Annotated in this window: 10 protein-coding genes and 1 pseudogene; 1 reads left to right on the top strand and 10 read right to left on the bottom strand. The window is 52.0% G+C overall.

Annotated features, from left to right (window positions below):
• Positions 1-33 precede the first annotated feature (33 nt).
• The 5 genes and pseudogenes from M5R41_05125 to M5R41_05145 all read right to left on the bottom strand — a co-directional run bounded on the left by M5R41_05125 (position 34) and on the right by M5R41_05145 (position 5,275).
• The gene (locus M5R41_05125; GenBank protein ID MCZ7555769.1) at positions 34-1,038 is read right to left on the bottom strand and encodes an HNH endonuclease; all 1,005 of its coding nucleotides are present in this window, start codon (positions 1,036-1,038) and stop codon (positions 34-36) included.
• Positions 1,039-1,150: 112 nt separating this feature from the next.
• Complete coding sequence (locus M5R41_05130) at positions 1,151-1,777, bottom strand: SEC-C domain-containing protein (protein ID MCZ7555770.1); 627 nt, start codon at positions 1,775-1,777, stop codon at positions 1,151-1,153.
• 99 nt (positions 1,778-1,876) lie between these two features.
• On the bottom strand, positions 1,877-2,740 hold the full coding sequence (locus M5R41_05135; GenBank protein ID MCZ7555771.1) for an Mrr restriction system protein: 864 nt from the start codon (positions 2,738-2,740) through the stop codon (positions 1,877-1,879).
• A 246-nt stretch (positions 2,741-2,986) separates the two neighbouring features.
• Positions 2,987-4,672: an AIPR family protein gene (locus M5R41_05140; GenBank protein MCZ7555772.1), complete on the bottom strand. Its 1,686-nt coding sequence runs from the start codon at positions 4,670-4,672 to the stop codon at positions 2,987-2,989.
• A gap of 327 nt (positions 4,673-4,999) precedes the next feature.
• Positions 5,000-5,275: pseudogene (locus M5R41_05145) on the bottom strand (DUF2326 domain-containing protein).
• A gap of 1,301 nt (positions 5,276-6,576) precedes the next feature.
• Between M5R41_05145 and M5R41_05150 the strand changes: the two are divergent.
• Positions 6,577-7,977 carry a sigma 54-interacting transcriptional regulator gene (locus tag M5R41_05150; GenBank protein MCZ7555773.1) on the top strand — a complete coding sequence of 467 codons (1,401 nt, stop codon included), beginning with the start codon at positions 6,577-6,579 and terminating at the stop codon, positions 7,975-7,977.
• Here the strand turns inward: M5R41_05150 and M5R41_05155 are convergent.
• From M5R41_05155 to M5R41_05175, 5 genes are all read right to left on the bottom strand, one after another.
• Positions 7,955-8,818 carry an amidohydrolase gene (locus M5R41_05155; protein MCZ7555774.1) on the bottom strand — a complete coding sequence of 288 codons (864 nt, stop codon included), beginning with the start codon at positions 8,816-8,818 and terminating at the stop codon, positions 7,955-7,957. The genes M5R41_05150 and M5R41_05155 overlap by 23 nt on opposite strands.
• A gap of 16 nt (positions 8,819-8,834) precedes the next feature.
• On the bottom strand, positions 8,835-10,166 hold the full coding sequence (locus tag M5R41_05160) for a DUF2272 domain-containing protein (protein ID MCZ7555775.1): 1,332 nt from the start codon (positions 10,164-10,166) through the stop codon (positions 8,835-8,837).
• A gap of 16 nt (positions 10,167-10,182) precedes the next feature.
• Positions 10,183-11,766, bottom strand: a complete 1,584-nt coding sequence (locus M5R41_05165; protein MCZ7555776.1) for a hypothetical protein — start codon at positions 11,764-11,766, stop codon at positions 10,183-10,185.
• Positions 11,759-12,961 (bottom strand): hypothetical protein, encoded by a 1,203-nt coding sequence (locus tag M5R41_05170; protein MCZ7555777.1) that lies wholly within the window; start codon positions 12,959-12,961, stop codon positions 11,759-11,761. The genes M5R41_05165 and M5R41_05170 overlap by 8 nt, the downstream gene beginning before the upstream one ends.
• Before the next feature lie 101 nt (positions 12,962-13,062).
• Positions 13,063-13,722 carry a hypothetical protein gene (locus M5R41_05175; GenBank protein ID MCZ7555778.1) on the bottom strand — a complete coding sequence of 220 codons (660 nt, stop codon included), beginning with the start codon at positions 13,720-13,722 and terminating at the stop codon, positions 13,063-13,065.
• Positions 13,723-14,030: the final 308 nt, after the last annotated feature.

Consider the following 14,030-nt stretch of genomic DNA (forward strand, 5'->3'; position numbering starts at 1 on the left):
TTTCAAATTCATGAGTATTCATAATTAATTAGACTAGCGATTAATAAACAATATATTTCCACTTTGTTGTTGGATTTCCTTTTTTATAGGATCCACCACTATGCTAGAAGCGGATACGCTTGGAATAACACTCCAACTGCTAAGTAATATCTTGTAAATAAAACCCGTCTGTGCAAAAAGTGAAGCATATGCATAAATGCTTGTTCCCTCTGTTACGATAGATATCGCATGCTTGTTAACTAAATCTTCTGGATATTTACCTTTGTCGGAGAATGATACAGATTGATTCGGGATGTTATCTGTCAATACAAATTCACGTATATTATCAAATTGAGACTGTAGGACAAAGCCGGGCCCGTACTTTAGAGCAGCATAATTCAATGCAATTTTCCCATAAGCTCTGTATATCTCAGTACTGACTTGGCCTTCAATATATACAATAAGTTTGCCATCTTCTAATAAGTTATTGTTCATTATCAAAGTAAAATCCTTAAAATTTTTCATTATACCATATTTTTCTAACTTGCGCTGGGCAATCCTCATTTCTACCTCAGAACCTGCGTAAACAGTAACAGAACCAGCTTCTTTGAATGTCTTTACTTTAGAACGAAAATATAAATAGTTAAATCTAGATATATCAGCAATTTTTATTAGCTCTATTTCTCCCATGCTACCTATCAATTTTATTTGTGGCAACAAATGAATAGAGAGCTTAGGACCAGCGATCGGTTCTACGTATAATCCTGCGAAATCGCCAAATTTGCGCTCTAGGGGAATTCGCTGACTAACGCGACTTTGCTTTACAAGGAATCTGCTCTTGTTCCTTCTGCCGGATTTTAGAAGTTCCAATCTCAACACAGATTCTCTGCTGTCATACGCCAGTACTCTATCAATTGTGCGACCGAAGAAACTATTGCATTCTTCGCATACACAATTAATTTGCAAGCTATTAGGACAGCCAAATGATCTTGGTATTACGTGTTCCAAGTTAAACTCCGATGTTGACTTTTCTCGCTTGCAGTAAATACATATCCGCATATCACGAACTCAGACATCCGTTAAGTAATATTGTTTGCATGAGACTTTATATTTTATTCATAGAAATTAATGACTTCCTCGGAGTAATTTATGTCCATAATTTAATTGCATACTATAAGCCAAAACCGTGGCACTTCTTGTATTTCTTCCCACTCCCGCAGATACAAAGATCGTTCCGACTCATACTCGGTATAAGCTTTCTTATTTCCTCAAGGGCCTGGATTCGCTTGTAGTGTACGTTTTTAAACTCTTCAGCTTCTACACCAATTAGTTCTATCTCCCCATGCATTTTCGCCCTATCGCCTCGATTCATAATCTCAAATTCTCGTGCCGCCATTGCTAATAAAGTATGTACAGCCGCGTGATCCATAAGAGCTAAACGGATATTATCAGTTTGCTTGTTTTCATATCGCATATTTCTGTCTCGTAGAAATAAAACGGTATTGCATCCGAATATTTTTGGAGTTAAATCAAGTAGAGTGCCATCCTCGCTTTCCCACATTGAATGGAATTCAGCCTCCACATAGACAGTGGGCAACTCCCAAATCAGCCAACCATATGCCGCGCAACCTCCTTTCTTCTCAATCCACTTTTCAACAATCGGGAAGCAGTCCATCCGTTCCCCATCCTTTACTGGCCTTACATCTACATAGATCGGCTCTTCACCAGGAACAATCTTCCTACAGAAACCAAGGATAGCGTCTGATATTAATAACGGCGTGTTTGGTGTAAGAATCATCGTAAGTCTCCTTGAATCATTTATAGAATTCGATGCTTTAATTCGAAAACATCCCGGAAACAGAAGAGATCAATGAGTAGAAAATTAGGCTTCTAGCCATCAGCTCGACGGCGCATAGAAGTAGATAGGCAGCAGCGGCAACAGGTTCTTGTCTTCATCGGATAACTTGAAGTAAAATTCCTGCCAGAGTGAGATCAGCCGATCGAGATCGATGAGCTCGACATGCACATGGGAACCGCGCGCCGTACTTTTGGACTCCGCAGTGAAACCGCCGCTCGCTACGAAAATTCCAACGTCACCATCCTTTTGCAGTAACCCCATGAGTTGCCGGATTTCGTGAACGCTCGAAGAGTTTTCTCGATGCTTGATTTGCACCTTGATCCGCGGTGTCGTCGTTCCAAGCGGATCACGGTACGCGATCACATCGATTCCACCGTCCTTCCCCTGCGGTGCAACAAACGGCGTGTAATACCCCATTCCTCTTAGTAACGCCGCGACGAGCTCCTGGAATTCGTAGGGGTTCTTCTGGTTGATCTGATGCTTCAATCCCTCGATGGCCAACTGTTCGATTTCATGAATCGTGGCTTCCTGGCTTTGCTCGCCATCGGAGGGTTCCTCACCCTCTGTGGATTCCGTGCCACGACTCTCCGCCTTCCACTTCCTGTACGCCGTATTTGCCGCCTCAAGCAGACCTTTGGGGCCAAGCTTCAATGCGGCCACGCCTTCGGGAGTAACGTACCACACGCCCTTTTTTTTGATCAGGAAGCCCGCTTTGATACAATCGATGCTGAAAAAATGAAGAATCGACTTCCAACGCGTATAGCCGGATTTTTCGTACGTCGCCTTGGCCCATTCATCAAGCTCTACACGCTTCTCGATCTCCGCCAGTACTTCCTTCCCGGGAAGCTCGCCACCGTTGTCCTTCAGAATGGTCAGCGCTGCGTGAATTACTCGAGATGCCAAGTCGCGTGATGGAGAGAGAGTTTCCTTTGCCATTGATTTCCCGCTGCCTGATTGATGGAAGTGTGAGAAAATACGTGTTATCTGAAATTCGCGCCGTGATTTCCGTCCCTGGGATGCTGCAATACGGATGTCAACGGATAATTCACTGCGATTCATGAAATTACAGGAAATGTCCGCGCAATGCAACATACCATCGCTCCCTTCACCAACAGATACAGACCGCTCCCAAAGTCTACCCCAGAGTTTTCAAACCTCCAGGGTATTCAGTCTTTCGATCAGATCGCCGCGTCGGAAGGTTGCCGAGAGCTGCTGCATGGAAATATCATCGCGCTCGCCGTAGAGGGAGCGCAGGGCCATTTCCACATCCGTGACCGAGGCCCGGAAATACTCCTCGCCGCGTTGTTCGATGAGTGTTTCCGCCATCGGGAAGTTGCGGTGGTCGAGGCCTTCAAGTGTGAGATTCAAATCCGTAAGCAGTCGCATGCCCATGCGCATGGCTATGAAACAGGAAGCGTATCTGACAAACAAGGGATCATCAGCAGTCGGTCTGCGGCGGTGATTCTCTGCAATGCGATATAACAACACAGCAACGATGGCTTGGGCGCCATTGAGAGTGTCGGTGAAGATTGCGGGATAGAGTTTTCCAAAATGCTCGCGCGTGAGGAATTTTGCCTGATGCGGGGCATGCCTCCATACAGCCAATATCGCCTCGGCGGCTGTACCGGAGGTAATATCAGTAGGCTTCGAAGCAGATTCCGTACGCTTCCTGCGGTAGGAAAAGCCGAGCGATTCGATACTTGCTTCCAATTGCCGTTGCCGTTCATCGTTTGAATGAAGGTCTTTCAGATCGACAGGATTCTGGCTGTTGGTTGCATGGGTGATCTGAAGCACGATGTCCTGATCATCTTTCGGCAGCTTGTATATGCGCACAAGCACCGACGCCTGCTCGGGAAGCGCGAGGTTCTTACGCTGCATCTCAGTCAGCGTTTTCAAAATCGTCATACAGGTTTGGCCACCGTTCACGATCTGGAGGTTTTCCACCTTGACCTGATAATCGCTTTGCTGCAAGGCGTTGTAGGAAAAGTCACTGCAGACGAAGGTCAACCCATTGTTGAAGAAATAGAAGTTGGCAGGTGTCTGGGATACAAGTGTATCACGTATGCCCAGGTTTACCCGATTGCCATGCAGACCGAGATAACGACGGACGTTCCTCTCCAGTAAGCGCTCGCCATGCTTGCGCATGAGGTCCGCCACTTCCGTGACCGGGATGCGTCCGATGCATACACGGCTGAATTTCATGTCCTCGAACACGGCATCTCCGGTGAGACGCAACAATTCATCAACCGGCTTACTGCTCTGGATCACGTTCACAAGCACGTCGTGGTTTACATGCTCCCAGGTGACCTGATCGCCAAGTCCACTTCTCAGGATAGCGTTTTGAGCGTTCTCATTCCATTTCAGGCCATTGTTGCAGGCAACAATGCGTACCCTCGGAATCGCGCCATCGCGGATCAGCGAGCGCGCTGCTTCCACCTTTACTTCCAGCCGCTCGTTGATAGCGCCAAGTGTAGCGGACGGGTCGAAAATGTATCGGACAGCGTTGATGAGGTCGTCAATGCCTTTCGCTTCGAAATTGGATGTACCCTCGAGGTTTGTCTTGTACTTCGCCTGAAAAAGTGTTACCGCAAATTCGCCATCCACCGCCTCTGTAAGATGCATGGCATCCACGCCGAAATCTCCCCCACCCTCTGTAAGGCAATCGAAAGTCTCATCCAGATCAAGATCGAGCATTGTCTGCACGCACAAGTACACGAAGGCCAGGGACTTCAGCCTGGTCTCGTCATTGATGCGCAGCTCCTGCTGTGCCCGTTCCCTGATCTCATCCATGAGTCCGGACAGCCTTTGATCAATGATTGACGCGTTGAGATTCATTTCGTAGCTCCTCTTCAAATTTCCCGCGACCACGAAGCACGGATCGATGTTCAGTATCATTGGAAATTGCAACCGGATCGCTTTGAATGCAAATCGGAGGCGGGGCGCGAAGCGCCATCTACTCGAATGATTGCCTATGCTGATCCTCGCGCGTCTTTAACCCGTAGCCGAACGGATGGCCCGCGCATGTACGCCAGTACCGATCTCTCTGTTAACAGATACGCGGCGCACTGCGGGTTACGGCACAGTTTTCAAACCTCCAGAGCGCGCAGTCTTTCGAGATCGTACGCGACAACTGTTTGTTATCGCCCTATGCGCGGCTATCCTTCAGAATCGCACACCAAACAGCCCCCCGTCTTCCGTGGCATCGTTCAACACCGTGTCGGGGACGTATTCCGAAAGGTTGAAGTCGGTGATGGTTTCTTTGAACGCATCGTCCTCGTTGATGGTAACGATGTACTGAAAGCCCAGCTCTGCCGCCGTTTCCGCGCCAACCTTCAGGGCGCTGATGAGCTGGCGGCCGTCCACTCCGTCGAAGAGATGGCTGTCGTGGATCAGGATGCCTGGCCCCATTCCCCGCCGGGCACACAAGCGCATGAGCATCTCTGCCCGCTCTCGTCGCTCTCATTCAATGGCTTCGGCGCAGAACTATGCGGTGGAGGAGGTGTCGTCAGCCTCAGGCTGAGGTTTTCTTATCGGGGGTGGGCCGTGCGTGCCCCCCATACTCACGTATGGGGTTAGAGGAGGTGTCGCCCTGCGGGCTGAGGAGATGAGATTGGTGCCGGACGCGTGAGCCCCACACTTACGTATGGGGTTTCGGGAAGTGTCGCCCTGCGGGCTTTTCTTATCGGGGGTGGGGCCGTGCGTGCCCCCATACTCACGTATGGGGTTAGAGGAGGTGTCGCCCTGCGGGCTTAAATACCTCTCCCCGCTCTCGTCGCTCTCGTCGATCTCAATAAATGGCTTCAACTCAAAGCTTCCGAGTAGCGCTCAAAAAATCTCTCGTCGCTCTCGTCGATCTCAATAAATGGCTTCAACTCAAAGCTTCCGAGTAGCGCTCAAAAAATCTCTCGCCGCTCTCGTCGTTCTCATTCAATGGCTTCAGCACAGAATCGGGAATCTTGAATCGTCCCACCTTCGCTCACTCTACCGTCGATGGTCCCGTGTAGCCACAATGCTTCGCGGGCAGGAAGTCGGTCCGGCTGGGTGGGGGTCGTTGTCAGAATTGTGTGGCATACGTTTCACGAAGAGCGTTTCACGTTTCGCGTGGGGATCGATGGCTCTGATGAAAATGTTTGAAAACCGCGCGCGACCTGGTCCCCCGCTCCCGGCTCTCTCCATACCTACCATACTTGGCTGCTGTGCTGAGATTCCGTGCAAGAGATACGGGATGGCGTGCCCTCCCGATGCATGGGAGCCAATCTTCAGGATTATTCCTCTCCTGTTTTTTTATTTTTGTTTTATTTTTTGAGCAGCTCTTGCTTTGTCGAGGCGTGCTTATTACGTTTACAATCTGTCTTGATATGTTTCTGCTTCAAGGTGCAAGTGTAACTGATTCCCGTGGGAGCATCGGGATAGGTGATTTCTCTCCTTGCGGCGAATACGCTTTTGTCCCCCTCACTTCGGCGCGAGCTTCGGTGATGGTGAATGTCGGCCTTATATTATGAATCAGCTTTTTACGTCTTACATGAAGAGTATGTGAGAGTCTGGACCGTAAACGGATGCGAGACTGTTGCGCTGGTGGTACCGTTTTGTTCCCCCGTTTCGCCTCGCACGCAGTCGACCCTCAGACGCACCTCCCAACCGTCCGGATATCTTGACTGCAAGTATTCATCCAGAGGTCAACCGAGGAGAATGGAAAAGAGTAACGACTCCGCATTCCTGTCAACACCCCGCTTGCCTGCATGACGAACGACCGGCAGGTTATCACCGTGTGGGTGCATCATCACGGTGGTTCAGGTACTGAACCATTGATGGAGCAGCTTACCAGCCGAGGGATACGGCTGGTCGAGCGCAGCCCTGAAACGGAGAGATTCGGCGGATTGTTCATCGTGGACGCGATCGACACGCAGGCGCTGGAACTCCTGCGCGCGTACTCGAAGGGCGGGCGTTCCCGCGTGTTCGCGCTCGGTATGGGCGGCGAGCTGCTTCGAAGCGAACATCTATGGGCCGTGCTTGCCTCCGGTGCTTCCGATGCCGGCAATTGGAATTCCGGTCTGCTAAAAGCGGAGGACCTGACGGAGCGCTTCCGCCGATGGGAGGACATCGAAACGATACTCCGATCGCCACTCGTCGCGAATAATCTCGTTGGTTCCTGTTCCTGTTGGCACATGTTCCTCCGTAGGGTTATCGAAGCAGCCTGCTATTCATGTTCCTCTATATTACTATCCGGCCAGAGCGGAACCGGGAAGGAACTGCTGGCGAGACTCATTCATACGCTCGACAGAAGAGAGGACAAAGGTGAACTTATCGTTCTTGATTGCACAACGATACAAGCCGAATTGTCAGGGAGCGAGTTTTTCGGGCATGAGAAAGGATCATTCACCGGCGCGATCTCGCGCAGAGACGGCGCGTTCGCGCTGGCCGATAAAGGGACCCTGTTTCTCGACGAAATCAGCGAATTACCGCTCCCCTTGCAGGCCAAATTGCTCCGCGTAATTCAGGAGGGATCATACAAACGCATCGGGGGGAATACTTGGCATGAGACGAATTTTCGACTTCTCTGCGCGACGAACCGGGATCTCGATCTTCTCATGGAGGAAGGTTTATTCCGGCGCGACCTCTATTACCGTATAGCCACCTGGACGGCAAACGTACCGCCTCTTTCTGATCGACGCGAGGACATACCGGAGTTGGTCAGGTACTTCGCACGTCAGCTCTGTGCTGACGGGAAGGATGTCTGTCTCGATGCGCCTGTCGAGCAGTACCTGTTCGAGCGCGTCTACCATGGCAACGTACGAGAACTGCGTCAGGTGATATCCCGCATCATGCTACGGCATGTCGGGGGCGGAGCGGTAACCGTCGGCACTCTCGATCCGGATGACGTACCGCGCGGCGACGCGAAACATACCAGCGGTACAACCGGCGGACTGGAAGATTCCGTGCGCCAGCTTCTCGTAAAAGGCACCGGGCTGAAGGAGATCGGGAAAATGGCTGAAAATGCCGCGTTGTCTATAGTTCTCGACGAAGAAAACGGCCGCCTTGGAGATGCAGCGATGCGGCTTGGCCTTACGCGTCGCGCTCTGGAGTTACGAAGGGCGGGAAACGGCCAAAGAAAACCGTTTAAAAAGAATGGAGGGCCTTGAGACGTTCTCCGCCACAGGATAGGTACCTCCGGCCATGCAACCAGGGATTCTGCAGTTCCAGGGTCGCGGAATTCCAATGGACTTGCAGAGACCCTGACTGCGGAGCGTGCCTCCGGACACGGGATATGAGGCTGAGGAAGTTTCCGCTCAGTATCCAATGTTCATCAGCTGCCGACAACTCCAGCGCACGAATCTTCGCAAGCTCCACGGCCGGATGCAACCAGGGCCCATCGGACCCGAAGAGTATTTTTCTTACACCGCATCTCCGCACCGCTTCCACGAGCAGGTCGAAGCGCCGAACGCCGGAAGTGTCCGTATAGATGTTCGGATGACGCTCCAGCTGATCCAGAAATGACCGTTGGGCCTTCCAATCGTCAGCGAAGCTCCCGAGATGGGGGATGATAAATAAAACCTTCGGATATTCTGTAGCCAGCAGTTCGATGTGCGCAACCTCCCCCATCACATCGTACAGGATTGGCAAATTGTACGCCTGCGCCACCTCGCATATTTCACGCGATATTCCTCCGTCATTGCGGTGGACTTTGATTCCCACAAAACCATATTCCCGGACCGCAACCGTGACCATGTGATACACCCTACCCCTGTCCCGATCGGGATGGACGAATGCAAATCCGTAGAATCGATCCGGTCGGCTCAGGACAACACGCCCGACATATCTGTTTGCCTCCGCGTAGTCCGAATGGAATGTCGCGAAAAGTACCGTTCTGTGAATCCCCGCCCGTGAAGCGCGCCGGAGATAGGTACGGATATCCGCAGTGGAATCCCAAGGCCCTGTCAGGCCGTCACCTTTTCCGACGTGGCAGTGGCAATCGATGATCATAGGCCATCGACCAGCATCATTCCCACCCCCATAACTCGCCCGGAAGTTCAAATTCTCGCTGATTCGTGAGGGTGTGCCTCCCATGATGATCGATCACCTTTCGCTCCGCGACGCGTAAGACCGCGTCGTTCGCTCCAGACATCTTCCTGAGCCGTACACGGTAGAACGACAACGGGATATTGAGATGGGTAAGGCACCAGGCATGTTGTTGAAGCCGTTGAGGGAGTGAGCGCGCTTTCCCGACGTATATCCTTTTGAAATTTGGCAGTGAGCCGCCTGAGCTTCGTTGGTAGATTTCGTAAATCCCCGGTGCGGGGGCACTTTTTATGACCTCCTCGAAACTCAGGAGGTCAGTAGTATATACGGGTAATTCGTCGCTTATTTCCTCGACCATGAAACGTTCGTTTTCGGTGATCGTCGTGTCTCGATACGAGAGTACGGCAAAATAGCCGGGTTTTTGAATGAATCCTTCCGAATCGATCGGGACACGGGTGCTTGACACGGAATCCCTCACATTACCTCCTACAGTGATGAGCGTACCAGGCTGGACTGCCACAACGATGTCGCAATGTGTCGGCATTCCGGCCGTGAGGTTGTCGTAGGTCGCACCGCTCCCGGCCCTGCGCCTGCATACGATATCACCGACTTGGGGTCTCGCTTCGCTCAGGCGAAAGGCCTTGAGTGGATTGGCGTTGTTCGTTATCCTGTTCTGCTTCGCGGCAAGCGTGTACACCGAATGAGAAGGAGAGTATTTGAATGTGTTCCCCGCCCCGGCGTGACGCATCACCCAGGAAATGAATGCGGCGCTCCAGGGTACTGCCGACCACCACGATGGAAGATGCGTTAGTGTTTCCGGCTTCAGTCCCGTTCCGATGAGCCAGTAATCGTACAGCACGGGGCGCATGCGGATGTCGCTCTCTTTCATGCTGCCATTTCCCCAACGCTGCAGTTCACCGAGCGCTATACTGCGGATACTCTTCGCCAGTGCGGAAATCGGCGTCCCGGGGGCAGGCAATACTGCTTGCGCCGGCGCCATTGAAGCGGATGTGGAGCCGGCGCCCGCCTTCGGAGGCTGAGCGCCGGCACGTATCAATGCTGCTTTCGTTCTCGCCCCCACGACACCGTCAGTAGCGATTCCCGCCATGTTTTGAAAACGACGAACGGCGTCGCGCGTACGGGGTCCCATGATCCCGTCGACCACCAGACGCAGTCCGAGAATCCGGTTCAATGATGCCTGCACCCAGCGAATATTCGGTACGCTTTTCCGGCTATATGTCGAGCCCACCTCATACTGCGATGTCGGCGACGGAACATACAGCTGATCTGCGGAGAATCTGCTCATTCTCATCGTAGCATCCGTTGGATTACAGAACTTTTTGCTGCTTCATGCGCTCACGAATGAGAATTGAAGGCAGAGTAGCGTTTACAGCACTGCTCGTAATGTTGGCGTTCACTGCGCTGTTCGTCAGATCAACACCTGTCACAGCGCGGTAGGCGTGGATGTACCCCTGAATTTCATTTCTCCAGAACCGCACCCAGTTTTTAGCGGAATCGGCCTCAGAGATGTCGTTCCAGTTGCCGAACCGAATACCCAGAAGAAGTTGTTCGCCAAAAACACCGAGATCGCGGTAATGCATGACAGGGGTGTCTGACCAACCATACAGTTTTTTTATACTGTCCACCTGCCTCATCCATTCTTCAGGGTAAGCCACCATCGTCCTGCCAGGCAGGAAAGTTTTGATTTCCGGTCTCGCAAGCATCCACTGCTGTATGAGCATCTCGACGCGTGCCGTCCATGGCAGATCGCCGTACTGATTGTGTCCGCCCTCTGTCAGTATGAGATGTGTCTCCTTCAGAGCATTCAATACGGGAAATCCATCCGAGATAACAGTCGTATTGTCGTCCTGCTTGAAGAAGGCTGCACAACGATTGAGCAGGTTATGGAATGATTCGAGAAACTTTGAGCGGGAATCAGCGGAGCGGAGCGGCGGAACCGCGCGTCCTTCGAGTCGTAATCCGTACTGATGATCGTACTCATAGGCGCGCCGGAGAATTGTCAGCCGGTGCTGCTCGTCCTGAATATAGTCCCACAGGATGTTGTTCAATGGGCGGAGAGGGTCCATCTCCAGGTGTGCGAGTGGATCTCGTGAGGAACCCGCCCGCACATTCTGAAAACGCCGGCTTATGGCATTTACGCTCTGCACCAGCATCCCTTCCTCGTGCCAGTAGGACCAGATCAGCTCCAACATACAGGGATTTGTGAGCTGTGTTTCCAGAATCCCATAACAGGACGAAACTTCGCCTGCCTGTTTCAGAGGTATCCCTTTAAGAGCATTGATGATAGAACTCAGATAGGGCAACGTGTACCCTCGTGACTGCTCGCTGATCTTATGAAGGTATTTCTCCTTCGCTTCAGCGAGCACCTCAACCGAGACACCTCTGAAAGCCCTCCGCTTGACCATCCGATCACTCTCTTCCGCTGTTTGGTGCTGGTCGTCGAAGGATTTGACCAATTCACCGCACTCCTGCTTAAGAAAGAGTTCGGCTGCGACTTTGACCAGCCCGTAGTTCGTAACCTTAAGAGGCTTCGTCTGATCCGCGATCTTCTTAAGGTATTCAGCAGCATCTTCCGTATTACGTTTCATTTCCAGTTCGCAGAGTACATTGTGCATGAACTCATCAAACTTTTTAAATCCCACCGCTGCGGTGCGATTCTTGATCATGACCCATAATGCCTGATCAGATGTGACAGGAGTATCCGTTTTCGTCAGACTTACCTGGACAGGTTCGACGTTGGACATTATCTCCTTCACAAATGCATCCGCTGGTGTGGCTGTTGCGAGATCGATGATGGTGTCATTGCTCATCGAAGGCTCTTGAGCTTTGGGGTCGGTGCGCTGTGTGGGTGGAGAAGTGTCCTTCACAACCTGTTTTATTCTTCTAGCCATTGATAGCTCCAGCTTTATTGTGATGATGAAGTCTTATTGGGCATGCTGTTCCTTTCTTTGCCCAAACGGCTAACGATGCCGAGATGAGTGAACTCTCGCGCCCTGCTGACAGATTTCCGTTGGCCTTGTTTTGACCGATTACCGCAAGAAATCTGGTCGGTGAGTTGAGGATCATTTTTTCTATTTCCATCCTCGTCTTTGGTTTCCGAGACAACGCTTCCGGAGTTCGGTCAGGTGCGGCCGAGATGTCGGCGATTGAAGCACCACCGAGAATTCTCGGTCGGTGTTGAAGTATCAGATCTACGAAAGTAGGCATCGTCTCAGAAAGGAGATCGATGACATGCCGTACTTTTTTCGTCGCTCCAGTCGGGGGGTACACGTTGTGCCATAAAGACTGCATCCTCCTCCATTGTGGATGGGGATATAACCCGTTACCCAGTGCTGCGCTTAAAACGACCCGTATCCACGGCATGGGATGAGGATCAAGAGGGTTGAAGCGGAAAATGAGAGGGGATGGTAGACTTACCACTGTCATCAGTCCCATCGTCGCTCCAATACCGATCTTCCCGACCGCCCAGAGATCCGGGAGTATCTCGGAAATCCAGCGCTCCCACAGAATCCACGCGGGCAGCTCCGGCCCCCCCTTTTTCTGCATGCCTCTGAGCGTTGGTCGAATCGAGTCCACGAGCCCCAGTAACGCAGATACCTGATGCCCTGCTTCATGGACAAGCGACGCGGCGATCCCGCTGCCGACCATGCGCTCCCGTGGGATGCGTATGAACGCGACCGGATTCCGGCTGCCACCAGGCAAAGGCGTGTGAAGACGACGGATTGCCGCACCGATCCCCCGATCCAGATAACACATGGCGGGAGGAATGGGATACAAAAATCCGGGTACTTTCATTGCATCCTGTGCAAGCACATCGAGTCCGGCGAGCCACACACCATTCATCAATTCACTCCGTTGCGTGATAGCATCGGAGAAATGATCGACCTGGCTCATCATCCAATCGTACTTCATCCGGAGCATAGCGTATCGATGCTGTACAGCTTCCGCCGGTACGCCAGAAATCGCGTCGCTTGAAAGCCAATCGATAAAGCGCTCTATGGAATCTCGGACATGCAGCTTGATACGCCTGAGATGCTCATCGATGATCGGAAGCACTCCCGGAAGTGGCGCGGCTGCTGGGACCATGGTCTCGGTAAGCGAGAATGGTCGCACCTGATAGAGCCGTGCGAGTAACCCGGAGGCCTCGAGTGCCAGATACCGTCGTGCACAGGAGGTATCGATCACGATCAGACTCCGAAAAGGATTATCCTGTTGCCGCGGCGGATCCATTTACCGGTGAGGTGCCCTTGCGAAGCGACTCGGCCTAACTGTTGACGCACCAGACCAGGAATATAGCGTTTAGCAGCGGCCTGGACGGCTGAGGTAACTGCTGCGGGACTTGGCCTTGGGGAGGAAAGAGCATTTTTCGTCGTTGCACCCGCAAATTTCACGAAGCGGCGAGCGACCTCGAATTCCTGATCCTCCTGGCTCATGCCGGCTACCTCCATCTCGAAGAGATTGGTGGCCGCAGACGCGAGCTTCCCGCCAATTGAGGCCCCGATGGGACCGCCGAAGAATCCACCCAGCGCTGATCCGGCGATGGGAAGTGCGGATTTGGCCGCGCTCTTCAGTACACCACCGAGCGCTTTCCCCACGGGTGACTTGACGAATTTTCCGACGCCCCGTCCCACACGCTTGATGAGTTTTCCGAGGAACTGGTCCAACTCCGCTTCATCCGTGATTTCGAGTAATTCGGATGCGAGTTCCATCTCCTCCACTTCGGAGAAAGGGCTTTCCGTATCAGTTTCCCCATAATATTCGTTGTCGAATTCGAACTCGAACGCATCCGTTTCGAACGCGTCTGTCTCCATCGTTAACTCTGCGAGTGTTCGATCGATGTCATGCATGGCTGCTCCTTGAATGATTTGAAAAATTAGTGGCAGATCATTCGGTAACTGCAAGCACCGTGCCAATCAAAAACAGTTCATTTTCGCGATATTCCGCGAAAGTGTTTTCGCATTTGGAGCATCGCAAATAGGACAGTGCGAAAAAATGTTCGCATACCCGCATTTCTTCACCTGCCTTGAGAACGACTTCCTCAGGTAACCTCTTCTGCTTCCATACTTACCAAGCACACGAACTCCCTGGCTGTGTGTAATAGAACCGCTGATTCGTGGGCAGACTCACGCGGGGAGCGGGAGGTACGGCTATCGAC

The sequence above is a fragment of the Bacteroidia bacterium genome (assembly GCA_027493955.1).
GTDB lineage: Bacteria > Bacteroidota > Ignavibacteria > SZUA-365 > SZUA-365 > JAOSJT01.